The sequence below is a fragment of the Actinocatenispora rupis genome, assembly GCF_016861975.1.
GTDB lineage: Bacteria > Actinomycetota > Actinomycetes > Mycobacteriales > Micromonosporaceae > Actinocatenispora > Actinocatenispora rupis.
On the sequence record NZ_BOMB01000006.1, the window covers coordinates 24,354 to 50,740 of the forward strand.

Annotated in this window: 28 protein-coding genes; 7 read left to right on the forward strand and 21 right to left on the reverse strand. The window is 72.6% G+C overall.

Annotated features, from left to right (window positions below; all coding sequences use genetic code 11):
• Window positions 1-96 precede the first annotated feature (96 nt).
• The 11 genes from Aru02nite_RS05405 to Aru02nite_RS05455 all read right to left on the reverse strand — a co-directional run bounded on the left by Aru02nite_RS05405 (window position 97) and on the right by Aru02nite_RS05455 (window position 6,938).
• The gene (locus Aru02nite_RS05405; protein WP_203655410.1) at window positions 97-984 is read right to left on the reverse strand and encodes a hypothetical protein; all 888 of its coding nucleotides are present in this window, start codon (window positions 982-984) and stop codon (window positions 97-99) included.
• Between the two features lie 107 nt (window positions 985-1,091).
• Window positions 1,092-1,952, reverse strand: a complete 861-nt coding sequence (locus tag Aru02nite_RS05410; RefSeq protein ID WP_203655412.1) for a hypothetical protein — start codon at window positions 1,950-1,952, stop codon at window positions 1,092-1,094.
• An 82-nt stretch (window positions 1,953-2,034) separates the two neighbouring features.
• Window positions 2,035-2,232: a hypothetical protein gene (locus tag Aru02nite_RS05415; RefSeq protein ID WP_203655414.1), complete on the reverse strand. Its 198-nt coding sequence runs from the start codon at window positions 2,230-2,232 to the stop codon at window positions 2,035-2,037.
• Between the two features lie 12 nt (window positions 2,233-2,244).
• Window positions 2,245-2,907, reverse strand: a complete 663-nt coding sequence (locus Aru02nite_RS05420) for a hypothetical protein (protein ID WP_203655416.1) — start codon at window positions 2,905-2,907, stop codon at window positions 2,245-2,247.
• A gap of 117 nt (window positions 2,908-3,024) precedes the next feature.
• Window positions 3,025-3,423, reverse strand: a complete 399-nt coding sequence (locus tag Aru02nite_RS05425; RefSeq protein ID WP_203655418.1) for a hypothetical protein — start codon at window positions 3,421-3,423, stop codon at window positions 3,025-3,027.
• 63 nt (window positions 3,424-3,486) lie between these two features.
• Window positions 3,487-3,927: a hypothetical protein gene (locus tag Aru02nite_RS05430; protein ID WP_203655419.1), complete on the reverse strand. Its 441-nt coding sequence runs from the start codon at window positions 3,925-3,927 to the stop codon at window positions 3,487-3,489.
• Between the two features lie 104 nt (window positions 3,928-4,031).
• Window positions 4,032-4,403 carry a hypothetical protein gene (locus Aru02nite_RS05435; RefSeq protein ID WP_203655420.1) on the reverse strand — a complete coding sequence of 124 codons (372 nt, stop codon included), beginning with the start codon at window positions 4,401-4,403 and terminating at the stop codon, window positions 4,032-4,034.
• Window positions 4,404-4,569: 166 nt separating this feature from the next.
• Window positions 4,570-4,827 carry a hypothetical protein gene (locus Aru02nite_RS05440; protein ID WP_203655421.1) on the reverse strand — a complete coding sequence of 86 codons (258 nt, stop codon included), beginning with the start codon at window positions 4,825-4,827 and terminating at the stop codon, window positions 4,570-4,572.
• Between the two features lie 26 nt (window positions 4,828-4,853).
• A complete protein-coding gene (locus Aru02nite_RS05445) occupies window positions 4,854-5,369 on the reverse strand; it encodes a hypothetical protein (protein ID WP_203655422.1) in 516 nt (171 codons plus the stop codon).
• A 99-nt stretch (window positions 5,370-5,468) separates the two neighbouring features.
• Window positions 5,469-6,017, reverse strand: coding sequence for a hypothetical protein (locus Aru02nite_RS05450; RefSeq protein ID WP_203655423.1), 549 nt, complete (start codon window positions 6,015-6,017; stop codon window positions 5,469-5,471).
• Between the two features lie 174 nt (window positions 6,018-6,191).
• On the reverse strand, window positions 6,192-6,938 hold the full coding sequence (locus Aru02nite_RS05455) for a hypothetical protein (RefSeq protein WP_203655424.1): 747 nt from the start codon (window positions 6,936-6,938) through the stop codon (window positions 6,192-6,194).
• A gap of 474 nt (window positions 6,939-7,412) precedes the next feature.
• On the opposite strand from Aru02nite_RS05455, the gene Aru02nite_RS05460 reads away from it, so the two are divergent.
• The 4 genes from Aru02nite_RS05460 to Aru02nite_RS05475 all read left to right on the forward strand — a co-directional run bounded on the left by Aru02nite_RS05460 (window position 7,413) and on the right by Aru02nite_RS05475 (window position 10,581).
• Window positions 7,413-7,619 carry a hypothetical protein gene (locus Aru02nite_RS05460; protein WP_203655426.1) on the forward strand — a complete coding sequence of 69 codons (207 nt, stop codon included), beginning with the start codon at window positions 7,413-7,415 and terminating at the stop codon, window positions 7,617-7,619.
• A 90-nt stretch (window positions 7,620-7,709) separates the two neighbouring features.
• A complete protein-coding gene (locus Aru02nite_RS05465; protein WP_203655427.1) occupies window positions 7,710-8,654 on the forward strand; it encodes a hypothetical protein in 945 nt (314 codons plus the stop codon).
• Window positions 8,651-9,922: a sensor histidine kinase gene (locus tag Aru02nite_RS37145; protein WP_203655428.1), complete on the forward strand. Its 1,272-nt coding sequence runs from the start codon at window positions 8,651-8,653 to the stop codon at window positions 9,920-9,922. Before Aru02nite_RS05465 ends, Aru02nite_RS37145 begins: the two co-directional genes overlap by 4 nt.
• Window positions 9,919-10,581 carry a response regulator gene (locus Aru02nite_RS05475; protein WP_203655429.1) on the forward strand — a complete coding sequence of 221 codons (663 nt, stop codon included), beginning with the start codon at window positions 9,919-9,921 and terminating at the stop codon, window positions 10,579-10,581. The genes Aru02nite_RS37145 and Aru02nite_RS05475 overlap by 4 nt, the downstream gene beginning before the upstream one ends.
• A gap of 2 nt (window positions 10,582-10,583) precedes the next feature.
• On the opposite strand, the gene Aru02nite_RS05480 is transcribed toward Aru02nite_RS05475, so the two are convergent.
• From Aru02nite_RS05480 to Aru02nite_RS05520, 9 genes are all read right to left on the reverse strand, one after another.
• Window positions 10,584-10,961, reverse strand: coding sequence for a hypothetical protein (locus Aru02nite_RS05480; protein ID WP_203655430.1), 378 nt, complete (start codon window positions 10,959-10,961; stop codon window positions 10,584-10,586).
• Window positions 10,962-11,394: 433 nt separating this feature from the next.
• Window positions 11,395-12,147: a hypothetical protein gene (locus tag Aru02nite_RS05485; RefSeq protein WP_203655431.1), complete on the reverse strand. Its 753-nt coding sequence runs from the start codon at window positions 12,145-12,147 to the stop codon at window positions 11,395-11,397.
• Between the two features lie 100 nt (window positions 12,148-12,247).
• Window positions 12,248-13,090, reverse strand: a complete 843-nt coding sequence (locus Aru02nite_RS05490) for a replication-relaxation family protein (protein ID WP_203655432.1) — start codon at window positions 13,088-13,090, stop codon at window positions 12,248-12,250.
• A 266-nt stretch (window positions 13,091-13,356) separates the two neighbouring features.
• A complete protein-coding gene (locus Aru02nite_RS05495; protein WP_203655433.1) occupies window positions 13,357-15,792 on the reverse strand; it encodes a type IV secretion system DNA-binding domain-containing protein in 2,436 nt (811 codons plus the stop codon).
• A complete protein-coding gene (locus Aru02nite_RS05500; protein WP_203655458.1) occupies window positions 15,789-17,510 on the reverse strand; it encodes a VirB4 family type IV secretion system protein in 1,722 nt (573 codons plus the stop codon). Before Aru02nite_RS05500 ends, Aru02nite_RS05495 begins: the two co-directional genes overlap by 4 nt.
• 95 nt (window positions 17,511-17,605) lie before the next feature.
• The gene (locus tag Aru02nite_RS05505) at window positions 17,606-18,562 is read right to left on the reverse strand and encodes a PrgI family protein (RefSeq protein ID WP_203655434.1); all 957 of its coding nucleotides are present in this window, start codon (window positions 18,560-18,562) and stop codon (window positions 17,606-17,608) included.
• A complete protein-coding gene (locus tag Aru02nite_RS05510) occupies window positions 18,559-19,578 on the reverse strand; it encodes a TrbL/VirB6 family protein (RefSeq protein ID WP_203655436.1) in 1,020 nt (339 codons plus the stop codon). The genes Aru02nite_RS05505 and Aru02nite_RS05510 overlap by 4 nt, the downstream gene beginning before the upstream one ends.
• 11 nt (window positions 19,579-19,589) lie before the next feature.
• Window positions 19,590-20,018, reverse strand: coding sequence for a pilin (locus tag Aru02nite_RS36465; protein WP_239076419.1), 429 nt, complete (start codon window positions 20,016-20,018; stop codon window positions 19,590-19,592).
• A 442-nt stretch (window positions 20,019-20,460) separates the two neighbouring features.
• The gene (locus Aru02nite_RS05520) at window positions 20,461-21,336 is read right to left on the reverse strand and encodes a hypothetical protein (protein WP_203655438.1); all 876 of its coding nucleotides are present in this window, start codon (window positions 21,334-21,336) and stop codon (window positions 20,461-20,463) included.
• 393 nt (window positions 21,337-21,729) lie between these two features.
• Between Aru02nite_RS05520 and Aru02nite_RS05525 the strand changes: the two genes are divergently transcribed.
• From Aru02nite_RS05525 to Aru02nite_RS05535, 3 genes are read left to right on the forward strand one after another with little or no spacing between them, the layout of a single operon-like run.
• Window positions 21,730-22,437 (forward strand): hypothetical protein, encoded by a 708-nt coding sequence (locus tag Aru02nite_RS05525; RefSeq protein ID WP_203655440.1) that lies wholly within the window; start codon window positions 21,730-21,732, stop codon window positions 22,435-22,437.
• On the forward strand, window positions 22,434-23,354 hold the full coding sequence (locus Aru02nite_RS05530) for a DNA-methyltransferase (RefSeq protein WP_203655441.1): 921 nt from the start codon (window positions 22,434-22,436) through the stop codon (window positions 23,352-23,354). The genes Aru02nite_RS05525 and Aru02nite_RS05530 overlap by 4 nt, the downstream gene beginning before the upstream one ends.
• Window positions 23,351-23,656, forward strand: coding sequence for a helix-turn-helix transcriptional regulator (locus tag Aru02nite_RS05535; RefSeq protein ID WP_203655442.1), 306 nt, complete (start codon window positions 23,351-23,353; stop codon window positions 23,654-23,656). Before Aru02nite_RS05530 ends, Aru02nite_RS05535 begins: the two co-directional genes overlap by 4 nt.
• A 1,367-nt stretch (window positions 23,657-25,023) precedes the next feature.
• On the opposite strand, the gene Aru02nite_RS05540 is transcribed toward Aru02nite_RS05535, so the two are convergent.
• Window positions 25,024-26,049: a fatty acid desaturase family protein gene (locus Aru02nite_RS05540; protein ID WP_203655460.1), complete on the reverse strand. Its 1,026-nt coding sequence runs from the start codon at window positions 26,047-26,049 to the stop codon at window positions 25,024-25,026.
• Between the last annotated feature and the right edge of the window lie 338 nt (window positions 26,050-26,387).

Sequence of the window (26,387 nt, forward strand, 5' to 3'; positions counted from 1 at the left end):
TGTGCGGGGTCGGCGTCGGCGACGTAGGCGGCCTGCGCTGGTCTCGCCAGCGGTCCGGGTCGCAGACGGCGTGGCGGCAGCCCGACGCGTTGTGGGTCAGCCGCCCGACGTGTTTGCGCGTCCGGTCGCGTGGGGGCAGCCGTCGTGGGGACGCTGGCAGAAGTGCCAGCCGAGCAGCGTGATGCCGCCGTCGAGGTCGGAGGCGGCCACGATCTGGCGGGCCAGGTGGCTGAACCGTGCGGCGGTGCCCGGCAGGTCAGGGATGGCCAGCAGGTCGCCACGGTTGTGCAGCCACGCCGGGATGCGTCGGGCGGCCTTGGTCTTGCGGCGGGTCGTCCACTCCGCGGCAGCGTCGGTGAGGGTGGCCAGGCTGACCAGACCGAACAGCAGGTGGAGGACCTGTGGTTGGTCGGCGAGGTGCGGCGGGCGCACCGCACGGACGGCGTGCGCGTGGTCCAGGATGTGTTCGTTCAGCATCACGCCGGGTTGTGTCGGCGAGTGCGGCACGGTGCGATAGTTGTCGCGGGGAAGGCGGACCGCGTACCAGGCCGGCGCGGCCTGCCCGGCGCGGGCGGCGACACCGTCCTCGGCACCGCGGCCGTGGCACCAGCAGGACCGGTCGGTGCAGCGGCGCCGGTCGGGGTGTTTGTGGTGGGTGTCCATCGCCCCGGACACCATCGGGCACGCCGCACGGGTGTAGTCGAAGCAGCCCGGGTGCAGGCCAGGTTCGATGACCCGGCCGGCGCGGAGGTCAGCGGCCCGGGCCAGGACGATCACCTCCCCGCCGAGGCGCCCACCGCACACCCCACACAGCCCGTCGGCGAGGCAGCGCCGCAGCGGTGGGCCGTCGACGATCCCGAACGCGGGCCGTCCGGTGCGGTGATGTGGCGAGATGTAGGGGACGACGAGCCCGCTGTGGCGGGGCCGTGCGCCCAACTCCGGCGCCATGCTCTGCCCGCCGTGCGGGCAGGTGTGCTCAGACATCGAGGGAATGCTCCTTTGAGACGGTGATGGCCGGGGCACCAGTCGGTGTCCCGGCCATCGCGTGGGGGTGGGTGTCGGAGCCGCTGCGGTTCGCGGCGTCCGGCCGGCTACGGCTGCTGCGGGTCGCTGCGCTCGCCGGCGCGTCGCTGCGCCCGGTCGAGTTCACCGAGTCGCCACGCCCACTCCTCGGCGTTGGCGCAGACCTCGTCGAGGCTCGCGCCGAACGGGTAGCCGTCGCACAACCGCTCGTCCAGGCGGGGGTCGTCGCGGGTGGCGTTGTCCCAGGCCCGGTCCAGATCCAGCAACACGGTGGCCACCCGGCGCGCGGTCTCCGCCAGGGGGTGCAATGTGGCGGGAACGACCGGGGGCAGCGGTGTCGTCGCCTCCGGCGCCGGGGACGCCGAGGCGGGCGGTCCTTCGAGCACCGGCCGATCCGGTGTGCCGCCGGCGTTGTCGTAGGCGACCGCGGCGGCCACGACCGCGTAGATGGCGGCGAGCCCGTCCTGCACCGCGGCCGCTGCGGCATCGGCGTGCGGCGCGCACTGCACCTCGCAGACGGTGTCCCACTGGATCGAGCCCTGGGTGACGATCGCGGTCAGCAGCACTCCGCGGTCGTCGAGCATCCCGACCGACGACACCTCGGGCGACTGGATCAGCATCGGCAGCGACGCGCAGCTCATCGCACAGCCGCAGCCGTCGGTGGTCAGGTTGTTGGTGCCGCCGTGGTGCACCGGGCAGCCGCAGTCACATCGCGGGCGATCCGGGCGGCGGAAGGCCGGTAACGGCCTGGCGTAGTCCTGGATCAGGTACGGGGCGATGCGCTGCGTGCGGTCGGTTCCGGACAGTCTCACGTGCGCGTACCGGCGTCCGATCGCGGTGATGGTGCCGGTTCGGTGACCTTCTTTCCACGCGTCGGTGGCGGGACTGAGCCGGACGTACTGGCCGAGGTACATGTGCTGCGACTGCATGCGTCTACTCCTCACGGGCATGGGCACTCCGCCGGATCGATCGATCCGGCGGTGGTGGTACGGCGATCTGCGATGCTGCGGGCTATCGACGGGCCGTGCTGGCCTGGTCGGGCCTGCGTGGTGCTTGCCAGGCGCGGGGTAGGAATCCGCCCCGGGACAGCCACCGGTCGAGCGCCTCGATCCGGTCCAGCAGGGCACCCACGTCGTCACGGGCCAGGGGTGCGCGGCGGTCGTCGTCGAGCAGTTCACGGATCTCGCGGAGCGTCTGGTCCGGGTCCACGCTGACCTGCCTTCAGTAGCTGTCGGAGGCGTCGTCGACGGTGATGTCGCGGTCGTCGATGCCCAGGCTGTCGGCGACGACGCCGGCGGCCAGTCGTGACAGGTCGATGGTCAGGTTGGCCTCGGCGTCGTGTTCGGCCGTGAGGCTGTCGGCGTCGATCAGGTAGCTGCCGTGGAGGGTGAACTCGACCCGGTGGCGCAGGGGCGGCATGCCGTGGCTGATGAGGAAGTCCTCGATGGCGTCGTGGGTGAGTTCCTCGTTGGTGCGGTAGTGCTCGATGACCGCCTCGCGGATCGATGCGAGGGTCTGCTGGAAGCGGCTGCGCTCGGTGTCGCGGTCGGCGTCGGCCTGGATCAGTTTGTCGGCGAGCAGCGTGTTGTCGGCGCCGGCGCGCTGCAGCTGCCGGTACAGCTCGGCGATCACCAAGGCGTCGAACGACAGCCGTTCGGTGCAGACGGTGGTGTCGGCGGGGATCGAGTGCAGCCCGCCGTCGAAGGTGGCGGCCGGCACGATGCCGTCGTCCGCGGGGCCGACGACGAGGAGTTTCGCCGTGTCGCAGGTGACGACCCATCCCGGCGGGCAGTGGCCGATCTGGACGAATTCCGGGGTCCGCAGTGCGGTCTGGCTGCCCGAGGCGTCGTCGGCGGGCGGCGGGTTCTGGTCGTTGTCGGTCATGGTCAGTCCTTTCACAGCAGGCGATTCAGGGGTGGTCTGGACGACCGCACGCACGCGGCGCGGTGTCGGTGATGTGTTGGTGTCGCGGCGGGGCCCTCGCCTGCCAGTCGGCGGGCATCAGACCTGCGGGCAGGTGCACATCAGGGCGTCGCAGTCGGCTCCCTGCGGCCCGTAGCCGCAGGGCTGGGCGCGCAGGTCGAGCCGGTCTGCCTCCTCGGCCAGGCAGGCGGCCCACAGGGAAGCGCCGGGCACGGCGGCAGCCCAGCGTCGGGCGCATTCGGCGGCGCGGGCCGGGTTGAACAGCCGGTCGACCAGCCAGCCGATAACGGCGTCGATGTCGTGGGATGGTGGCGTCGCGGGCGGGCAGCCCACGGCAAGCCCGGCCCACTGTCCGGGCGTGAGCGAGACGAGCCGGCCCAGCCCGTACTCGGCGGCGGCGGTGTGCAGCTCGACGGCGCGGTCGCCCTCGGCTGTGGGGATCGGGGTGAGTTCGATGCGGTACACGGGCATGGGCATGGTGTTCCTCCGGTGCGAGGGCTGGGATCGGCGTGTGTGGGCCGCGGGCGGGGTGGCCGAGGGTCAGAGGCGATGGGTGCACGGTCGGGGCGGGCCGTCGCCGAGCCGGTAGGTCTCGACGGGCACGCCCCGGTGGTGGACCGCGAGGAGGTCGGCCGCGGGTCGGATCTGGACGATGGCCCGGCGCAGCCGCAACAGCTCGTCCACCGTTGCGGTGGTCAGCGCGGCGGGGCCGAACGCGGCGGCGGTGGCGTATCCGACGCCGGGCACGGCGATCCCACCACCGATCGGCGGGAGGCGGTTCGGCGCAGCGGTCGCGTCGATCGCATCCCAACTCGTGTGGCCGAACACCGCGCTCACGAGGCGGTGCGTGTCGCCGGTGTAGGTGTGCTCCCACACCTCGGTCAGGGCGCCGACCAGGTGGCGGGCGCCGTGGAAGACTTCCACTGCAACGGCGCGGCAGCGGCCATCGGCGGCCGCAAGGGCAATGAAGGCACCCGGCATCGTGGTGTCCTTTCTGGACAGTCCAGTGTGGAGAGAACGGGGCATGAGAAAGCCCGCCAGCGGTGTGCTGGCGGGCCGTGTGGTGCGAGGTAGGGCTGGCGGGTTCAGACGTGCCCGCCGCGCGTGCAGCGCCTGCACCGACCGCCGACCGGGGCGATCGCGGGAAGTGGTTCCTGACAGTCGATGCAGTGCACGCGGTGCTCGGCGAACTCGGCACTGGCGAAGCTGCCCACGGCGATGCGGTCGGCCAGCCGACGCAGCGCGCTCTTGCGGCGAGGCGCGGCGGCGACCGCGGCGGCGATGCGACGCCGTTCGTTGATTTGCCCGCGGCGCAACCGTTGCAGCCCGGTGGCCAGCAGGTGCAGGGCCAGGCGGACACCGCCACGTTCCAGCGCGGCGATCAGCGGATCGACCGGCCGGCCGGCGAGGACGGCGTCCAGGAGTTTGTTGAGGTCGACGCCGGGTGTCGTGGCCATGACGAACTCCCCACGGCAAGCGGCCCGGTCCGCCCGTCGGCGGCCGGGCCGGGCGGATGGTGTCGCGTCCCGTCAGCCCAATGGCCACGGGAGGCTGAGGATGCAGCAGCGGTTCCCGGTCGGACTCACGCGTCGCGTGGAGCGGACCGGCAACCAGGAGAGCGGATCAGCGGCAGCCGCGAGGGTTACCGGAACGATCGAAGCTGGGTGGCTCGTGTCGGATCCGGGCGCGGTAGTGGTAGGCGTCGGTGATCTGCTCATCGGTCAGGCCGATCGCCTCGCCGTGCGCCACGGCGGCCGCATAGGCGTGACGGTCGTCGTGGGTGACGGCATCGCCGATGGCCTGCAAGGCCCGCATCACGGCGGCCAGGGGGTTCCCCCGCAGGGCCGGCGTGTCCTCCGCCCGGTTGGTGTCGGCATCCATGGGTGTCTCCCATCGCTCGCTCGGGGTCAGCAGGAGGCCAGGGCGGCCAGGCACCGGTAGGCGAATCCGCAGGCATCGGCCGTCTCGTCGGGGCCGAGGTCGGTCAGGCGCACCGCCGGCGGGTCACCGATTCCTGTGGTGATGGCGGCGTATCCGTGCCCGGAGGGCTCGACGGCGAGCGTGACCTGCTGCGGCGGCACCGGGTCCTCGGCGGTTCCGGCGGTTCCGGCGGTCTGGGTGGCCAGCAGCCACGCTCGGACCGGCTGCGGCCTGACACACGCAGCCACCAGTGCGATCGCGTGTCGACCGGCCGGGTCGGCCGCCAGGTCCCGCAATTCGGCGAGCACCACGTCCACGCCGAGCGCGTCCAAATCGAGACCGAGCGTCGAGGCGGTGAGTACATCGTTGCTGCCGTGAAGGATGCTCAGCTGGGCCGGCTGTCCCCACCCGTCGACGATGCGTGCCGCGGCGATCTCAGCCACCGCACCGCGTACGGCCGCGGCCTCGCAACGGTGGCGGCGGTGTGATGTGTTCTGGTTCATGGGCGACTCCTTCGTCCAGGTTCTGTCCACTGTGGACAGATCCGTCGACGCCGCCCCGGTGCGGCGGTGTCGACGAAACCGCGCACGGTGGGAGTGCTGTCAGGACTGTGTCGGGCGGTGTGGCCGCAGCGAGCCGATCAGCGCCGCGTAGCGCCAGGCGGCGTAGGAGGCCAACGCTTCGTGGTAGGTGTGGGCGTTCCACACCTGCTCCTCTAGCTGGCTCGGACCGCCGACCTCAGCACCGGCCGCGGCGTGGCCGGCGTACCAGTCCGCGGCGCATGCCGGATGGCGAAACGCCCAGGCTCCGATCGGGCTGTGGTGGCAGATCCGGTTCATGAACCCGGCGACGAACCCGTCGCGCTGGTCCCGGCCGGTGCGGCCGACCAGGACGGGCGCCCGGGCCGGGGTGTGGGCGGCGGTGTTGGCCTGCTGCAGATGCACACCGACCCTCGGCTCGTAGACCAGGACCAGTGGCTGGGCCTTCTCGTGATCGACGACCAGGACCCGGTCCTGCATGTCGGTCACGGCGATCGCGCCGACCTCCACGTCGGACAGGCACAGCTGGCCGCGTGCGTGACGTGACCCTCCGGCGCGCGTGCGGGTGTGGTGTGCGGTGGCGGGGATCTGGGCGGGCAGGGTGCGGACCATGGCGGGCTCCCAACGGGGGTGGTGGGCAGTGGACGACTGCGGCCCGCACCGATCGGTGCGGGCCGTGGAGACAGGGATCCGGAAGCAACCGGCGGGAGAAGGCACGGCGACGGCCGGCCCCTGGCGGGGCCGGCCGTGGGTGTGCCGTGCAGGTTGTGGCGGGGTTGGGCTGGATCAGTCAGCGGCGCGGCGCAGCTGAACCATCCAGTCCTTGCCGGCCAGGCGGTCGATGTGGCTGTTGGCCTGCTGCAGGTACTCCATCCGGTGATCGAACCGGTCGGAGCGCGGGTACAGGAACGTGCCGTCGAGCGTGATCACCTCGTCGCCCGGCACCGCTGCCATCACCTGCCACCTCGTGTAGGTGTCGGCGTTGGTCTGCAGCAACGGCAGGTTCTCCTCATCGAGGGTGACCTGTCGTCGCGGGTCGATGTTGGCCAGTCGCATGGCGACCACCCGGGGCTGCATCTCGTACTCGCGCACCAGCGCGTCCTGCGGCAGGTTCTTGCCGTGACGGCGGTCGCGGATCTGCGACAGCGTCAACGCTGTCGGAGTCCCGGCCACCACCTGCTGCCAGTAGGCGTAGTCCCACACCGCCCTGTCTTGGGCAACTGCCCGCATCCGGCTGATCCCGGCGAGCAGATCGACCTTCCGGCCACCCGCGCACCACGAGGTGCGGGTGGTTGTCCGTACCCGGGCAAGGACCCGGTCCGGGCGGCGCAGGATCCTGGCGCAGACCCCGCGGGGCGGGACCTGGAACACCGGGCTCCAGCCCGTTGCCCATTCGTGGATTGCCGTGTGCACGGCGCGGTTAAGGCTGGTCCAGGTGGGCCGGTCGCTGCCGGGCAGCAGCACCGTGACGGTGCGGGCCTGGTAGCTGGGGCCAACTGGGGTGGACGGTGGGCACACCGTCAGGGTGGGCATCGCTGCCTCCTTCTGTGCCCCACAGGGGCGGTTCATCGCTGGACCAGGTCCGAGCGGTGACGGGGCTGCCGTCACACCTACGGGCGAAGCGGTGCCGAGACCTCGACGAGCCACCAAGGGTGGGCGTGGACGGAATCGGGGCCGCATCATGCGGGTGTGGCGGCGGCGTGCCGTCGACGGATGATGCGTTGAAAGGGGAGCGGCACCATAGCCGCCGCGACCAACAGCGCAACCCCTCACCAAATATCCGCGCAACGCTGTGACCTGCGGTGTTGGAAACTGTTGGCCGTGTGTGAGTCCGCCGGACCCGAAAGCGAGGGCAACAGGCGGCGCGGTTATCCGGTAAGCGGCGCCAGGCCCGACCGTCGGTCAGCGCGGTGGGTGGGATGCCCAGGTTCTGGAGTGCGCCGGGGTAGACGCGTTCGTAGGCGGTGGCGATGGTGACGACACGGTCCGGCGAGAGCGGCTGAACCGTTGTTTCCCTCGGTCGACGATTCCCTGCGCTACGAGATCGTCCAGGACGCCGTATTCCTGACCCTTGCCCTGGTACTCCGCGCCGCCACCTGCGGCCAGCTCGGCCGCACCGCCGGCCGCACCGCCGAGCCCGCGCAGGGCCAGGGTGCCGGTACGGCCGAGCCGGCGGTCGGCGCAGCGCCGGGACAGCGCGCTGGTATGCCGTAGGTGGTAGTCGAAGTGGCCGCGCGACAGACGCGCCGCCCCGTTCCGGTTCTGCACTGTGGTGCGCGGCAGAGGCGAACGAGGGAGGCGGCGATGGGTGTCGAGACGGGTGTTCGGGCCGGCGGTCCGGGCCGCGGCTGGACGTGGGCGGCGGGCGGGGCGTGTCTCGCGGCGCTGGCGACGGCCGCGCTACGGGCTGCGGCGGGCGCCGGCCCGTCGTACACGGCGGGCTTCGCGCCGGCGTGGGTCGCGGCCGTGGCGGCGGGGATCGGCGCCGCGGTGGCGGTCCTCGGCGACCGCGTCCGCGGCGGGCGGGTGGTCGCGGCGGTGTGGTCGGCGGTGGGTTGGTCGACCGTGGCGCTGCTGGTGTGGGCGACGTCCGGGGTGCTGTTCGACGCGTTCCGGGTGGCGGCCGTGCTAGGCGTCCCGGGGATGCCGCCCGTCGTCGACTGGTCCGGCGCGCTCGCGCGCGCCGCCGCTGGATTGTCCGCCGTGCTGCTCGCTGCCGTTATGGTGAGGCGGCGCCGGGAGCGGCTCGCCGGGCTCGCTGGTTGCCCGGAATGTGGCCGGAGTGTTCCGGTGCCCGGTCGGCGGCGGTGGCTTGGGCACCTGGCCGCGGCGCTGGCGGTGCCGTATCCGGCGCTGAAGCTGTACTGGGCGGCGGGTGGGCAGATGGCGGCGTCGAGCATGGGGCGGCCGGAAGGGTTTCCGGTGGGTGAGGTGGTCTGCTTCGGTGCGGCGGCGGTGCTGGCGCTGGCGCTGGTACAGCGTTGGGGCCGGGTGCTGCCGCGTTGGCTGCTGACTGCCGGTGGCTGTGTGGCGGCGGGTGCGCTGGTGAGCATGGGCGTGTTGGCCGGTTTCGGTACCGCCGCGCAGGTGCTGGGAGTCGTGTCCGGCCCGGCGCGGTGGTCCCACAACGGATGGCTGGTGGCGCTGGTGTACGGCTCGTGGCTGGCGCTGGGCGTGTCGCTGGCCGTGCTCACCGCCGGGTACCGGCGGCGGACCGTGCCGACGGGCTGTGCCCGGTGCGCACCGTGACCACCCCGGGCCGGCTCGACGTGGTGACGGCGGCCGGGCTCGCCGCGGTGCTGGTACCGGTGACGTGCTTCGTGGCGGTGACGGGGCAGGCGCCGGCGAGCGCGGCGGTGATGGTACTGGGCGCGGTGGCGGCGCACGCGGCGGTGGCGTTCCGTCGGGTGGCGCCGGTCGCGGCGCTGGCGGCCGGGTGCGCCGGGTGCCTGGTGATGCTGCTCGCCGCGGTACTGGCGCGACCGTCCGGTCCGGTACTGCTGGCACCGTCGCTGGTGGTGTTCCCCGTCGCGCTGTACTCGTTCATCGCGTGGGTGCCGGCCCGCCGCGCTGTGACCGCGCTGGTGGTCGGCGGCACGGTCGGGCTCGCCGGCGCGACGGTGCTGGCCCTGGCGTGGCGGCAGCCCGGTCTGCCGGTGGGCTACCGGCTCGTCGCGCTGGTCGCGGTGGTGGCGCTGGCGGCCAGCATCGGCCTGTACCGCCGCACCCAGCTGGCGTACGTGGCGGCGTTGCGGGACCGCGCCCGCTACGCCGAGGCCGATCGTGAACGGCGGGCCGAGCAGGCGGCCCACGCGGAACGGACCCGCATCGCCCGGGAGATCCACGACGTGGTGTCCCATTCGCTGGCGGTGATGGTCAGCCAGGCGCAGGGCGGCCAGTTCGCGGTGCGGTCCGACCCGGGACGGGCGGGCGGCATCCTGACCACCATCGCCGACACCGGCCGGCAGGCGCTCGGCGACATGCGGGGCCTGCTGGGCGTACTGCGGGCGGACGGGCCGGTCGGGCCCGGCGCGGACCGTCCCGCTGACCCGCAGTCCGACACTGCACGTACCGCGGACGGCCCGCAGCCGCAGCTGTCCGACCTGCCCGCGCTGCTCGACCGCACGGAGGCGGCCGGCCTGGCGATCACCCGTACCGTCACCGGCCGGCCCGGAACACTCAGCCCCGCGGGCGAGCTGGCCGCGTACCGGCTGGTGCAGGAGGCGCTGACGAACACCCTCAAGCACGCCGGGCCCGGCCGGCGGGCCGAGGTACGGCTGGGCTGGGGTCGGCGCGAACTGACCATCGAGGTCCGCGACGACGGCCCCGGCCGCGTGCCGACCCGGGCCCCTTCCACGCATGCCCCGACACCGGACGTTGCCGGGCACGGACTGGCCGGGATGCGGGAGCGGATCACCGCGTTCGGTGGCACCGTCATGGCCGGATCCGCCTCGGACGGCGGATTCCGAGTCGTCGCCAGCCTGCCGTACCACACCGGCGAGGAGTCCGGCCCGTGACCATCCGGGTGTTCCTCGTCGACGACCAGGTCATGGTCCGGGCCGGGTTCGTGATGATGATCGAGGCCCAGCCGGACATGGTGGTCGCCGGCGAGGCCGGCGACGGCATCGAGGCGCTAGACAGGCTCGCCGGCACCGCCGTCGACGTGGTCCTGATGGACGTGCGGATGCCCCGGCTCAACGGCGTTGACGCCCTGCGCCGGCTGCTCGCACGGCCCGGCACGACCCCGAAGGTGGTCGTGCTGACCACCTTCGACCTGGACGAGTACGCGTTCGCCGCGCTGCGCGCCGGTGCCAGCGGGTTCCTGGTCAAGGACGCACCGCCCGGCGATCTGCTGGCCGCCATCCGTACGGTGCACCGCGGCGACGCCGTCATCGCCCCGTCCACCACCCGCCGGCTGATCGACCACGTGGCCGCCGAACTGCCCGTCGCGGAGCCCGGACCGAACCCGCTGGCCGAGCTGACCGCACGCGAACGCGAGGTACTGCTCGAAATGGCGCGCGGGGCGTCCAACGCCCAGATCGCCAGCCGGCTCCTGGTGTCCGAGGGCACCGTGAAGGTCCACGTCGGGCGGATCCTCGCCAAGCTGGGGCTGCGCGACCGGATCCAGGCGGTGATCTTCGCCTACGAGCACCGGCTGATCCGCCCCGGCTCTTGACCTCACCGCGCGCCGGGACGCCTGTGACGCGGTGGGGAGTCCCAGTACACGAGCCCGACGGTGGCGGCACCGTAGACGGCCCAGCCGATGCGTGCCCCGCCCATCCGGAAGCCCGCCCCGCACCACAGCAGCGCACCGACGGCCAGCCACGCCCACAGCGCTGTGGCGGGAGAAACGGGAACCGTTGCGGCATACTCGCCGCCGACAGCCGAGCGCAACCCGTCGAGCATCGGGCCGCTGAGGCTCGGCACCTGCGCCCACTGGGCGCCCTCCCCGACCCAGCGAGCCACCTGCTCGCCCGTCCAGCCGGCGGCCGGCCCCACGATCCACAGCATCGCCGCGCACACCGTCACCGTGCTGGTCGTGACAGCCGCGGCCACCAGCCAGCCCGGCGGCCAACCCTGCGCATCCACTGCACGCGCTTGACTCCACAGACGCCACCGCAACGCCCGAAGCACCGCGCGCGGACCGGCCGGCACAGGCGGTTCTGGTCGTGGCGGCGGAGGTGGCGGCAGAATCGTGGGCATCGCGGCACCGTATCGGCTGCCCGCTCGTGCCCCCGCCGCGCAGCGCTCCCGGGCTTATCGCCGGAGGTGAGGACGGCGTGCCCGTCGTGGCCGCGGGTCCGCGGCCACGACGGGCGGGTGCCGTCGGTTCCTGCTGCGTGCTCTGCCCCACCGCCGCGGAGGCGTGGCCGGCAGAGCGTGGAGTGGATCGCGCCGGCGGCACCTGCCACAGTGCCCGTCTGCCTGGCCCGCCCACAGCCCCGCCCACCTTCCTGTGGATAACTTGTGGATAACCGTGTGGTTCTGGTCAGTGGTAGTAGACCGCGACCACGCGCAGCGTCGAGTGTTGCCGCAGGTAGCGGGAGGCGGCGTCGGCGTAGCGGTCGAACGCTGTCGGTGTCTCGCGCGTCGGCGCCAGCAGCGTGCCATCGGCCGCAAGGAGACGGTCGCCGACGAGGGCGTGCAGAGCGCGTCGGCGGCAAAACAGGTCGCGGCCGTCAGCGAGTTCGGCATGCGCGCTGGCGTAGCTGTCGGGCCGGAACCGTCCGAAGACGGGTGTGGTGTCCGGCCGGTGGTCGTAGTCGCGGAGGGCGCGGATGGCGGGTTGGGCGGCGAACGCGCGGCGGGCCCAGTCCAGCGGATAGCGCTCAGGGTTCTGGGTGTGCAGGTTGGTGAACAGGGTCCAGGGCTGTGCGGGTGGGGTGTGCATGGTGACGGCGTCGTAGAGCAACCAGACCCGTAGCGCTGCGGTGTGGGCGTGGTGGGCGGCGTGGTCGAGGTTGAGGAGGTGGATGGGCCCGCCGGCGCAGCGCATCCCGTCGCGGTGGGTGCGGGCGCCGATCAGGTCGTGGCGGGTCGCGGTGGGGTGGGCGGTGAATCGGCCGTGGACCAGCGCCCAGCGATGCCCGCCGGGCAGGGCGGGTCGCCGGGCCGCGCGGTTCGGTGTGAACCGGGCTGGGGCGGCGGTCGGGTGGGTGTGGAGGTGGGTGAGGGCGTGGCTGATCGCGGCGGGCAGCAGCCGGTGGGTGGGCGGTAGGCACAGCAGGAGGACCGGGCGCATGGTGTCTCCCTTCCGCCGGATCAGGGCTGTGGATGACGAGCGGTGTGGGCGGGCGAGGGATCGACTCGCCCACACCGCGTCGGTGGTCGGCTCGTGGGTGTCAGGCCAGGCCGGGGTTGAGGGGGCCGATCAGGTCGGCCGTGTGGGGCAGCTCGCCGATGGGCAGTCGTGCGTCGGGTCCGCCGTGTACCTGCCACATGGCCTCGGCGGGGTGGTGGGTGGCGGTCGGGCGGTTGCAGTGGCGGTGGGCGGTGGCGACGATGACGTCGCGGCCGATGCTGGTGGTGGCGAGCCGGTCGTGGAGGTGTTGTTCGCGGGTCGCGTTGGGCAGCCAGAACAGCACCGGCCAGCTGGGTCCGCCGGCGTCGGCGAGACGCTGGTAGCCGTCCAGTTTCGCGATCAGCCGGGCGAGGGGGCGTTCGGTGCCGGTGTCGTGTTCGAGGAAGAACCCGACCGGCCCCGCGGGTCCGGTCCAGACGCCGTGTCCGTCGGGGCGGATCCGTTCGGCGAACGCGCGGCGGGTCCGCGGCTCCGACCACCACCGTGACAGCCGGCCCGTCTCGGGGGTGTGGCGGGCGTGGCCGGTCAGGTCGGCGAAGAACTGGTTGACGCCGACCAGATGCGCCAGTCGGGGGCTGGCGGCGAGCCGGTCACGGCGACGCGCCACCGTCGACGGGGCCGGCATATCGCGGTCGTCGGCGGCGGCGACCAGCCGCGCGCCGAGCACACCGAGGGTCCAGTGGTTGACGCCGCGGGTGCCGGTGGCCGGGTTGTGGGGGCGGAACGCGTCGAGCAGCAGCAGGGCGCGGAGTCGGGCGAGGCGCTGTTTGGCGGTTGATGGTGAGCCGAACAGCATGGTGGTGATCTGGGCGGTGGTCAGGGTTCCGTGTTCGGACAGCAGGTTCAGCAGCACCCGGTCCCGGTCGGTGACCGACCCGATCACCCCGAACACGCTCAACGGCCTGGCAGCAGGCTGAACGGTTGCCTGGCCCCCCGGGCGGTCCCCCGACAGGGGGAGTCGCGTTTGTATTCGGCCGGAAACATGCGCGCTGACCTGCGGTGTTAGCCGTTTGTTGGCGGCCAGGCTGCGACGGGGGGTACGGCAGGGGGTAAGGCGGGGGGTCGGGCAGGGGGTGGGGCGGAGGGGGTCTGCAGCCCTCCGATCGGTGCGGGGGTTTCGGGTGAGGGCCTTGAGGCGGTGGAACGGATTCATGACGACTCCTTCGGTCGGGGGCAACGGCGCCGGGCGGATGCTCGGGCCAGCCGGCTGATCGCACTGGGCGCCGCGGCGGTCTGCTCGGCCCGCAGGGAACTGGATCGCCGGATGTCGTCGGCGGCGCCGACAACGGGCTTTGGTGGTGCGGTGTGAAGGCTGAACGCGGCGGTCTGCCGGTTGTCGACCATCAGCCGGGCCGCGGCGGTGTAGGCGTCCAGGTGCGACAGGTCGTGCTGGTCGAGTTCCGGGAGGGTGTGCCGGGACAGGATCCGGGCGTCCTCGGGCGAGCACGCGAAGATGATCTTGTTGCGGGCGTTGGCCGAGATCGCCGACTCCACCTCCGCGGGCAGCTGCGCCAAGTCCTGGTGAGCCAAGGTCAGCGACAGGTGGTAGCCGCGGGCCTCGGCCAACATGGAGTCCACGGAGTTGGGCAGGGTGAGGAAGTTCTGACACTCGTCCAGGTAGGCCGAGCAGTCCCGGCGGCGTTCTTCGGGACGGTCGATGCGGGCGGTGGCCGCCTGCCACGTCTGGGCCAACAGGAAGCTGCCGAGTAGCCGGCAGGTGTCCTCCCCCAGCGTGCCTTTCGGCAGCCGCGCGAGCACGATCCCGCCATGGTCGAGGACCTTGCGCATGTCGAGGCTGGAGCGTGGCTGGCCGAGCGTGCGGCGCGGGAAGTCCCGCAACAGGACGGCGCGCAGGCGGGCCAGGACGGGGCCGATGATCTGGGCGCGGACCGCGTCGCCCATTGACTCGTACCAGGTCCAGAACCCGCCCAGCCCGTCCGGGTCGTCCAGCTCGGCGGTCAGCTGCGCCCGGAACTGTTTGTCCTGCAGCAGAGGCGGCACCAACGTCAACGTCGCGTTCGCATGCCGCAGCAGCGTCAGACACGCCACCCGCAGCACGTCGTCGATCCGCGGGCCCCAGTGCCGTTGGAAGATCTTGCCGAAGATGGAGCAGACGTTGTCGACGACCAGGTCGTGGTCGTCCCCGTCGAGCGGGTTGATCACCGGGGTGTGGTCCTGCTCCGGATCCACCAGCCACACCCGATCCGCAGTCGAGGCCGGGAGCCGGTCGAGGATGTCGGTGACCAGATCGCCCTTCGGATCCACGACCACGACGGCGCGGTGGGCGGCGACGTCGTCGAGGATCATGTTGGTCAGCAGGGTCGACTTGCCGGAGCCGGTGGCGCCGAGCATGTGCACGTGCTGCCGGGCGTCCGCCGCGGTCAACGCGACCGGATGCCCACCGGCCGCCGCGACACCGAGGCGTTTGGTGTTGCGGCCGCCGGAGACGATCTGCACCGGGGCGGGAGCGGTCTTCGCCCGGGCCCGGTCCAGCCCGGGCACGGCGAGATCGCGTGGCAGTGCGGCGATCGCGGACAGTTCCTCGGCCGACAGCAGGCTTCCGGCCAGGAGTCGCCGTGAGGCCAGGGCGGCGGCGGGGCGGTGCAGGCGCCGGCGCCGCAGATGATTGCGGGCCGTGTAGACCGCCGACGCCGCAGCCATCCCTTGCGCGATCGTCCGCAGCCGCGCCCGGACCGCCGGCGATGGCCGGCCCTGGCTGCCGCGGCTGGGGCGGGTGGCCACGGCGTAGCGGATCGCGGTCTGCCACTGCGGCTGCGTCGCCTTGTCCATCGCCGCGCGAGCCTCCCGCTCCCGCCACGGATCCGCCTGCGCAGACGCTCGCTGGTGCGGCTTCGGCGTCGGGCCGGGCGTCGCCAGATCCAGCAGACCCGACACCACGCCACGTGTGCGTCGCCCGGCGCGCAGTGCTGCCGCGTCGCGGCGCAGCCGGGCGTGTTGGCGCGGCGTGGCCGGCCGGGCCAGGATCTGCACGCAGGCCACATCGGTGCCGCGCAGCCCGGTCGCGGCGGAGATCAACGGCCGCAACGGATCCGCCGTGTGCGCGGTGTTCAGGGGATACAGCGCGGGCAATGCCGGAGCCAAGGCCCCACCGGTCGCCCACGCCTCGTCCGGAATCGGGGCGGTGTCCTCGGCCGGGGTGCAGGACGCGCCCGGCCAGGCCGCCATGACCGCGGCCTGCACGGCGCGCACCGGCACCCGGGCCGGGATCCACAAGCCGATCGACAGGGCACGGCCATCCCAGCGGTACTCCAGCCCGACGTGCGGGATGCCGAACAGTAGCCGCCGCCACGCCGGCGGGGTCAGGACCCCGGCCAGCGTCGCCCACAGCTGGCCGACGCCCGCCGGCTCGACCTCCGGGGGTGGCAGGATCTCCAGCCGCTGCCCGCTGCGGCACCAGCGGGCCTGCCGCACCCCACGCACGGTAGGACGGGCGACGGTTGCGGCAATGAGTGCGGCGACGGCGACCGCGATCAGCGCGGTGTGGTGGTGTGCGAGAAGCTGACCGAGCTGGGAGAGATGCGCGTACGGGCCGGGCTGGTGCGCGAAAAGCGGAAGGGCGATCATGGGGCGTCCTCCTCCCCATCCAGCTGGACGAGCGGGTCCGTGCGGCAGAGGTCGTGTTCGGTGGGCGACCCGACCGCCCGGAACGCCACCCGCGATGTCCCCGCGACCAGAAGGCCCTCCCCGCGACGGCAGCTCAGCAGCAGCCGTGCTTCGCCCGCGGTCAGCCCGAACGCGTCGGTGATCTCCTCGATGGCCTGCGGGGCCTGCTTGAGCAGAATCTGCGTGGCGGCGTTGGCCACCACCGCGCGGCCGAGCTCGGTGGACAGCACGTCGCCGGCGTCCTGGGTGACCACCGTCAGTCCAGCGCCGCGTTTGCGGGACGCTTTGGCCATGCGGAACAGGAAGCGGGCGCCGGCGTCGTGTTGCAGCAGCGTCCACGCCTCGTCCACCACCACCAGCCGACGCCTTCCACCGGCAGGGGTGGTGTCGATGGCGCGCCAGATCGCATCCAGCGCCAGCAGCGTCCCGATCGGGCGCTGCTCGTCCGGGAGCTGCCGCAGCGACCACACGACCAGGTGTGAGTCGGGGCGATGGGTGGTGGGTCCGTCGAACAGGTCGGAGAACGTGCCGGTCACCCACGGCGCCAACCGAGCGGCCAGGGTATGCGCGGCGTCGTCACCATCGGCGGCGAGCTGAGCGGCGACATCCCGCAGCAGCGGGGCGGGCCGGTTCCAGGTGCGCGCGTCGTGAGTGATCCCCGCCGCGCCGTACGCGGCGGCGACGGCCCGGTCGAGCGCCGCGCGTTCGGCCGGCGGCGGGTCCTGGCCCAGCAGGACCGCGATGACGGTGTGGCAGAACAGGCACCGGCGGGTCAACGCATCCGGGCGGGTATCCCCGACCGGCAGGTCGAGCGGGTTCACGCGGACGCCGGCGGCGCCGAGGGCGATGACGGTGCCGCCGATGTGCCCGGCCAGTTGCCGGTATTCGTCGTCGGGGTCGATGATCGCGGCGGTCGCGCCGTGCTGCAGCCAGCGCAGCGTTTCCAGCTTGATCAGGTACGACTTGCCGGCGCCGGACTGGGCGAGGACGACGGCGTTGTGGTTGTCCTGGGCGAACCGGTCCCACCACACAACGCCGGGCGAGTCGGCGTTGACGCCGTAGAGCACGCCGCCCTCCCCCGCCTCGTCGCCGGGCAGCGGTCCGGGCAGATCAGCCGACGACAACGGGAAGGACGCGGCGAGGGCGTCGGTATCCATCACCCGGGTCATCCGCAGCGCGTCATGCCCCAACGGGAGGGTGGAGGTCCAGCCGTGCAACTGCCGCCACGTCGCCGGGGCAACGTCCAACAGCAGCGACGACGCCACCGCCTTCACCTGGGCAACCGCGTCACGCAGCGCGTCCAGAGACTCGGCGTGAACCGTCAGATAGACGCCGACCCGGAACAGGCGGGTGGCGCCGCGGGCGACTCGGTCGGCCAGACCGGTGGCGTCGTCGGCGGCGGCGTCGGTAACCGGGTTGGACAGCTTGCCCTTCTCCGCATCCAGCCGCCGGGCCGACTCCAGCCGGGCGCGCTGCTTGCGCAGCTTCATCGCCGCCACGGGCGGGGCGATCGGGTCAATGTGCACGGCCACGTCCAAGCGGCCAGGCCAGGCCAACAGCGGCTCCAACCAGGCCGGGCCGACCTCGGCCGGATAGCCGGTGACGGCGAGAGTGGTGGCATAGCCGTCCCCGACCTGCACGTGCCGGCCGGTTACCTCCACGCCGGCCGGTGCCGGCACCGGGCTACCGGAGACTGCGGCGCGGGACGAACGGCTCGCTGCGCGCGTGGTGCGGCTGGTGTGCGCGCGGGGGCGCAGCGTGTCGAGGAACGTGTTCACGGTGAGTCCTCCAGGTGGTGATCGACCGCCGCGGGCGGCCGGGCGCGGACCGGGGTGTCGGCCGCGGCGCGCCGGGTGTCAGCCGGCGGCGTGTAGGGGTCGACCGCGGCGGCCAGGCAGCCCGACACGGTGGGCGCGTCGAGGACCCGGGCGGCCACGCCCAGCCCGGCCAGGGAGCGGGTGGTGCGCTGTCCGGTGCGGGCGGCGTCGCGGCCGGTGCCGGCCCAGCAGACGATGGTCGAGGTCCGGCGCAGCGGGTGCCGCTCCTCGGCCAGCTCGGCCAGCCACGCGGCGTGATCCAGCGCGGCGGCCTCCAGCGCCGGGTCCGGCAAGCCAGCGGCGGTCTCCTGAAGTCGGCGGGCCTTCTGATGCAGGTCGACCGGCTGCGCGGTGGCCACGATCTGCACCGGCTCGGCCAGGGAGTTCAGCCAGCGGCCGAACGCGTCGATCAGGGCCGCCTGCTCCGCCTCGGTGCGCAGGGAGGCGTTCACGGTGGAGCAGGCGACCAGCGCGACGTGCCGGCCGTCGCCGAGGGCGAGGGTGCCGTCGGCGGCGATCGCGTCGGCCGGCAGTCGCAGCAGCCCGGGGGTCGGCAGACCGGACGGCACCGGCGGCGCCCAGCCCGGCAGCGTGGCCGGCTCGGCCGGCTGCGACGCCAGCCGGGACGGGGCGCGGCGGGCGCTGATCGCGGCGAGCAGCCACCGGTCCAGCGGCAGCCCGTCCCGACGGCCCAGCGCCACGGCCACGGTCACAGCGGCGAGCGGCACCGCCGCGCACAGCAGCACGATCCCGGGAATCAGGCCAGACAGCAGCCGCCAACCGACCCAGCCGGCCAGGGCGGCGCCGCCGATGATCGCCAACTGCCGGAACGTCAGCCCGTAGGCGATGGTGTCCGGGGTGTCGATGTCGGCCGGAACCTGCGCGCGCAGGCCGTCCTCGTCGTGGTTGGTCATGGCCGCCTCCCCAGCCCGGCCGCCGCCGCGCGGCTGGCCGCGCCGGAGGCCGCTCGGCGAGTCCCGGCAGCACTCGCGGCGCGGCCGGCCGAGCGGGCGCCGCGGGCGGCGCGGGCCAGGCTGGACACGGCGCCGGTGACGCGCTGCAGGACCACGACGCGCAGCACGGAGGACATGACGCCGCCACCGGCGGGGGTGCCGCGGATGACGGTCTTGGACACGATCGACGGGATCTTCACCGTCGCCCACAGCACCGCGATCACCACGAACAGGTTCATCAACGTGCCCGGCATGCCCAGCCCATGCAGGTTGGCCTTCGGGGAGGTGAGCAGCCGGGTGGCGGTGTAGAGCAGCACGGACTGCAGCACCTGGACTGCCAGGCAGCCGCCGAGCGACCGGGCCCAGAGTTTCGCGATCGCATCCGTGCGCGGCAGGGCGAGGGTGGCCAGGGCGACCGGGGCCAGGCCGGCCAGCACGACCAGCAGCCCGAACCGCAGAATCCACACCGCGACCGCCGCGGCGGACAGCACCGCGACCATGACCGCGACGGCCAGGGCCATCAGGCCGGTGATCTGGCCGTTGCCGCCGTCCAAGGCGCCGTGGATCGTCTCGTGCAACTGCGTCCAGACCGCCCGGCCGGAAAACGACCCCGAGGTCAACGCGCCGACCAGCGCGTTGGTAGCGGTGATCGCGGCGCGCAGGATCGGCTGAGAGAGAGCCGAGGCGACGAACCCGACGACCAGCCGCGGCGCGAGTTCGGCGGCGCTGTAGCGGGCCTGCAGGGTGTCGCGGGCCATGCTGATCGCGCCGGCGGCGATGATCGCCAGCACGTAGCTGATCGACACCACCCACGCCGCACGCGAGGCCATGTCCCGCACCGCCGGCAGCGAGGTGACGTCTGGGGAGGTGAAGGAGGTGGCGGCGAGCAGGTCGAAGGTCTTGTCGATGACCTGCTGGGCGATCCAGGTGGTCACCCAGTCCAGGAACTGCAGCAGGAACTTCTGCGTGAGGTCCATCTGCCGGCCTCCTACGGGTGCTCGCCGGTGATGGATTCCAGGACCGTCAGCAGCAGCGGCGCGATCAGCGCCAGCGCGTAGCCGATCAGCGCCGACTTAAGCGCGGACTTGGCGCGTTCGACCTCGCCCGGGTCGCCGCCGGCGGTCAGATACCGCACCCCACCCAAGACCAGGAACAGGGTCGCGATCGAGCCGAGGATGGCCATGATCCACAGCCGGGCGCGGCTGATGATCGCGCTCAACGAGTTCGCTGCGAGGACCGGCACAGCCAGCGGGTCGGCGTGCACGTGGCCGCTCGATGCGGCCAGCTGAGGCGCCGCCGCGGGGTGGGCGACGACCCCGGTTGCGGCGAGGGTGACGGCCGCGCGGGCACTGGCGGCGGTGACCTGTAGTGATGGTTCGAGCAGTGGCAGCAGGGTGCCGAGATGGGTGCTGATCATGACGGGGTGCCTCCACGCCCCGCCACTGTCGCGGGGTCGACCGGGGATGGGTGGAGCGGCGACCCGGGCCCGGCGGATCCGTGTCGGCGAGGGCCGCGGGAGCAGCGCTCCTTGCCTTCGTGACGGGTGATCCGGGAACGGGTGAGGCGACCTGGCCAGCCGGTCAACAACCAGCACGGGCCGGGCCCGGGTACCGCATCGGCACGACCCCTGCCAGCACCGGGTGGGCTGGTGGAGTGTCCGACACCTACCAAATAGCCTCCGGCCGGCTCACAATTCACAACCCGCGGCTCACAGGCGGCCAACAGTTCCCAACAGATGACCAACATGCAGGTCAGACCTGGTGCGAACCGCCGTCCACCACCAACAACAGCGGCTGCCCACAGCCCTCGGAGGGCCGTGTGGGCGGCCGCTGTTGGTCGCGGATATCGCCCCGGGGTGGTTAGCCGATGCCGGCCGGGTCGGGATCCGCCTCGCGCAGGAGTCCATCGAGGCGGCCGGAGCGGATCTGCGCCACGAGTTTGGCTTCGGCACGATGGCGCCGCATGATCGCCGCCTGGGGCTTCACGCCCAACGCGGCGGCACGGGCGGCGATCGGCTCGCCGCCCAGACGGGTCCGGCCGATCAGGTCCGCCTCCTCGGCGGTGATCACCCCGGCGGCCACGGCGCGGCCCAACACCAGGTCGGGATGTCCATAGGGGCGATGCGGCGCCTGTGACTCCGGGTAGTCCTCGTGCGCCAGCAGTGGCGGCGCGGTGGCGTGTCGAATCTGACGGCCGGCGCCGGCCGCGGCCCGGCACAGGCGTTGACACAACCGCGGCGCGTCCGGGTCCACGGCGCGCAGCGCGGTCAGAAATCCGGTGAGCATCTCGGCGTCGATGTCGGCGGCGTCGCCGTGCCAGCGAAACGCGATCCGGCAGGCCGCTCGGCGCAGGGTCGGCATGGCCATCCCGACCGCGGCGATCACCCATTCGGGCCGGCCGGTCTTGGCCCGCAGGACCAGCCGGCGCCAGATGGCGTCGCGGGCTTCACGACCGGTGGCGCGCTCCAGCAGCAGCTGCCGCAGCCGGGTCAACGGCACCGGCCCGTCCGGCAGACCGGGCACGTCGGTGGAGTCCAGGCTCAGCGGGCGCGGCTGCGTGCACAGCAGACCGAAAGCCTTCTCCGCCGTGGCCAGCGGCGAGCGGGTCCACGTCGCCGGTCCGGCCGGGATCGTCGCCGCGGGCACAGGCGCGGCGGTGGGCTCAGTACCGGCGGAGGCGGCGGCCGGTGCTGCTGGGATGGTGGCGGCGGGTGCCGTGGTGGTGGATGTACTCATGGCAATTCCCCCGTGTCGAGGGGCCGCCCGCGGCGGCCCGGTTCGATGCGAACCGGGCCAGTAGGCGCCGCCACTCCCACACGCGGCCAACAGCAGCTCACAGCCGGCCAACAACCGCCACGCACACCGGCCGAGCGCCCGCCCCCGAACCGGACACGGTGGCGGCGGCAGGCCGTGTTGGTCGCCTGTGAGCGCCTCCGCGACGGCGCCGGTCGCCGAGCAAGAGTCGGACAACCAGACGCGATCAGGCACTCGCCGCAACCCGCAGCGGCCGTGTTGGTCGTCTGTTGGAAACTCGCACCAACAGTTCCTCACAGGGCGGTGATCTGACCCCCGGCCGGGCGGCTATTTATAGATGTGAGGCGCACCTGGCGGCGTGGGAGCCACACCGCCATGACTCGAACCACCCACCACCACGACACCACCTCGGCCACCGCTGCCGAGCGCGGCCCGGCCGTCGCCCTGTGGCGCACCACCCGCACCGCGCAGCGCCCGGACGGGCCAGAGCCGGCCGAGCTGTCCTACCCGCTCGCCACCCGACTGCTGGCCATCTACACCCGCCGCCGCGACCTGATCCTCGACACCGGCCACGACCCCGTGTTCGCCGCCGCCGCCGCTGACCTCGGCCGCCGCTACCAGACCCTCCCCGCCACCACCTCCGACCACGAACCCGACCACGACGCCAGCGCTGCAACGCCGCAGGGCCAGATGGTGATCGTTACCGTGCCCGCCCTGTCCGCCGACGCCGAGACCGCCGGCGAGGCCGTCGTGCGCTGGTGGGCTGAGCTGATCCGGCCCGCCGCGGCGCACCTCGCCGCCGGCGGCTGCCTGCTGCTGGCCGCGCCCACCCCCCGCACGGGCCGGCGACCCTCGGGAAGGGTCGTGTTCCCCGCCGCCACCCAGGCCGCGGTCGAAGCCGGGCTGGAACCGCTACACGGCATCCTCGCCGTCCACGACGACACCGACGACCTGCCCGACCGGTTCATCTACTACCCCAGCCACGGCGGCATCGACACCGTCATCGGCACCGACCTGCCCACCGCCGGCCGGCTCGTCTACGTGCTGATCGCCATGGCCGGCGCCCCGCGGGACGCCGGATGAGCCACACACCCACCCCCCAGCCGGCGCGGCGCCGCCACCCCCACGGCGCCGCGCCGGCCCCCTACCACCACGACAACGACACCACCCTCTACGTCGGCGACGCCCGCCAGATCCTCGCCGCACTCCCCGACGCGCACGTCCAGGCAGTCGTGACCTCACCCCCGTACTGGGGGCTCCGGCACTACCAGGCCGGGCCCGGCGAGTACGGACACGAGCCCACCATCGACGACTACATCCACCAGCTGCGCAGCGTGTTCGCCGAAGCCGCCCGAGTACTCGCGCCCGGCGGAACGTGCTGGCTGAACCTCGGCGACACCTACGGCGGCTCCTGGGGCAACTACATCGCCCCCGGCCACCACACCCGCCGCAGCCACCAGCCGAGCATCCGGCACCAGAGGTACGGCACCCACCGGCCTCCCGGCAGCCGCCACACCTACAAGTCCCTCGCCGGCGTCCCCTGGCGTACGGCGCTCGCCCTCGCCGACGACGGGTGGATCCTGCGCAACGCGATCATCTGGCACCGGCCCAACGCCACCCCCACCAGCGCCGCCGACCGGCTCCACAACCGGCACGAAACCCTTTTCCTGCTCACCCGCGACCGCCACTACACCTTCGACCGCGACGCGCTACGTACTCTCGCCGGGCCGGAATCGGCTGGCGACGTGTGGCGCATCCCGATCCGGCCCAGCCGCAGCGGGCACCCGGCCGAAGCCTCCCGCGAGCTGTGCGACCGGATCATCGCCGCCGCCACCCGACCCGGCGAGGTGGTGTGCGACCCGTTCTCCGGCGCCGGCACCACCGGCCACGCCGCCCTCGCCGCCGGCCGCCGCTACCTCGGCATCGACCTCAACCCCGACTACCACCACCAGTTCCTCACCACCCACCAGCAACACCATCACGACAGGAGCACCCCATGACCCGGCGCAAACCGATGACCATCTCCGACATCCTCACAAGCCCCACCGTCGTCGACCTGATCACCGCCGCCCGTGCGCTGGGCATCGGCCGCACTGCCGCCTATCGCCTCGCCCAAGACGGCGACTTTCCCTGTCCGGTGATCACCGTGGGCGGCGTCTACCGCGTCCCCACCGCCGGCCTCGCCCGCCTACTCGGCATCGACCCCGCCGATCTCGCCGCCTCGACGACTCTGCCTCCAGCGCGGCCCTCCGACTCCGATCGAGCACGACGCGCCCGCAGGACAAATCGCCGCCGGCAGTGACGCAGGTTCGGCCAGAGCCGGTCTACGAGGCGGGCCAAATGTTCCGCCGCACCGGTCACCCGAATCGTCAAGGGGCGCGCCGCAGCCTGCTTCTGACAGAACCAGCCATCACCCGCTCTTGCACCACCTCAGCTGTCGGCCCGCTGCCTCACCTCGCAGGTCGAACGCTACGGGGTAGCGCACCGGAGGTCCGATCGGGCAGCCTCCAGACGGGAGGTGGGCGGTAGCGTTGGGAATGTCAGCGATCAGCTCCGCGCGGCGATGGCTAGGCTGCAGCGGGCACTCGACGCGCTCGCCCGGGCCCGCTTCGCGCTGGAGCGCGCCGCGCATGGCTATGACGGCCGTACTTGGCTCCACCGAGGCGGCCGAACGCGGCCCCATCCGGAGCGATGCCAGTCGATGCGTGTGACGGAGATATTGGGCCCCACCAACGGTCTTCCGACGACGGAAGGCATCGAGTGCGATCGAGAGCAGGGCGTCGCCCGGCGGGCCGGCTGGCATCGCGTTGAACGCCCGTCGACCGGCAGCCGGTGCTCGCGCACGCTCGCAGCACACGGCACGCGGTAGTCGTGGGCGCAGAGCCGGCGCCGCGCCTGGCACGGGAGCGCGAGCCGGCCCGTTCACGAGTACACACGGCCCATCGACGACGTTCGATACTCAGTGGGTCCCGTTATGGCCGTCCCGCGCCACGAGCCGGCAGCCCGGGGTGGAGCCACAGATCTTCGTCCTGGTGGGGCCACTCAGTACCGTCATAACCACGCGCAGCACACTGCCGTGGCAACACGCTCCTCCCGCGACCCGAAACCGCTGTCAACGCTCCTTCAGAACTGACGCCCTGTGGTTCCTCGGGTTCAAGATCTCGTCGCAACACTTCGGGATCATCTCTGGGGTGTTTGATGGGCAGACGCGGACGCAAGTGCAGACTGGGATCGAGTCGGAGTACTGGCAGCTACTGGCCGCAGGGGGCCGGGCCTGCGACGCGCACGCATTGATTGCCGCGGGCAGAGACGCCATCAACGCCTGCATCGACCACCTCAAAGGCCGCGGCCTCGCCGGCGGGCATGGACAATCCGCGCTTGTCCCGCCCGACCAGCCTTGGATCGGCAGACCGGGATCCCCACCGCCACCTCTATCGATGCCCCTCGTCCCAGCTGCGCGTGAGTGCTCTGCAGCGCCCGATTAAGACCCATGCACAGTGCGCTGAGGACCTCTGCCAGGGTGCGTACGCGTCGTTCTCGGTCGCCGTTAGCCAGGCTCGGTGCCTGGGCTGGGGTCGATAGCCTCCCGCTGCCACCGACAGCGCGGTCCGGTGAGCGGACGAGACGGCCGCGTTGGCTCTGACGAGCGGGGACCGGCGCGGTGTCGTCTCACATGGAGGTGCCTACGGTGTTGAGGTGTTTGAGAACGATGGCGTAGGACCGGACGGGGCCGGTTTCGGTGTAGCTGACGTCGTGTTCAGTGCAGAAGCTGCGTACCAGTGCGCGGGCGTGGTGCAGGTTGGGCCTGGGCATGCTGGGAAACAGGTGGTGCTCGATCTGGTAGTTGAGTCCGCCGAGGGCGAAGTCGACGAAGCGTCCGCCTCGGATGTTGCGAGAGGTCAGGACCTGGCGGCGCAGGTAGTCACGCTGGTCGGCGCCGGTCGGAACCGGCATCCCCTTGTGGTTGGGCGCGAACGACATGCCCATGTACAGGCCGAACACCGCCTGGTGCACCACCACGAACACGATGGCGTGGATCGGCGACAGCACGAGGAACACGACGGTGAGATACCCGGCAACATGTGCGAGGAACAGCGCCGCCTCCAGCGCCCGTACCCGCCGGGAGCGTACTGTCCGGCCGGTCAGCGCCCGGCCGCTGGACAGGTGCAGGTTGAGCCCTTCCAGCAGCAGCATCGGGAAGAACAGGTACGCCTGGATGCGGCTCAACCATCGGCTGACGCCGCGCCGGAGCCGGGCCTGCCCGCTGGTGTACACCAGCGCACCGGCCTTGATGTCGGGGTCGGTGTCGAGATCGTTGGGGTGTGCGTGGTGCCGGTTGTGCTTGTCGACCCACCAGCCGTAGCTCAGGCCGATCCCGAGGTTACCCAGCAGCAGGCCCGCCACATAGGCGGCGCGGCGGGTGCGGAAGATCTGCCGGTGCCCGGCGTCGTGCCCGACGAACGCCACCTGGGTGAACGCCAGCCCAAGGAACGCGGCGACGAGCATCTGCCACCAGGTGTTTCCCAACAGCAGGAACGCCGCCCATCCGGCGAGCAGCGCGGCAACGGTCGCAGTGACCTTCGCGGTGTAGTAACCCGGTCGGCGTGCCATCAGTCCGGCGGAGGCGATCCGGCGTGAGAGCTCGGCGTACGTGCTGCCTGCGGCCGCCGCCTCACCGGGATGTATCGGGATCATGCCCACCTCCGGATGTTGTCTGCACGCCGGGGTCTTGGGCGTCACCGATGAACTTCGCTTTCCACGGTACCCGCTCGTGAACGAAACTGGCCATTCCCGCCGTTCACGCCGGAGGCGATCTACGCGGCGTGACAGACTCACGCCGACGGCCAGGGGCCCCGCCGCAGCTGGGCCCACAGCGGCAGCGGACAATCCCCCAACGGACACGACCAGCTCCCCCGAACCGTCCGGTCGTGTCTCCCTCGCCGATGCCGCCCGGTAGCGGGGTCCGGGCTACGGCGGGGTTGCCGCCACTATGCTCCCGTGCCGGATGCGACGCAAACGGCGGCGCCCAGCCG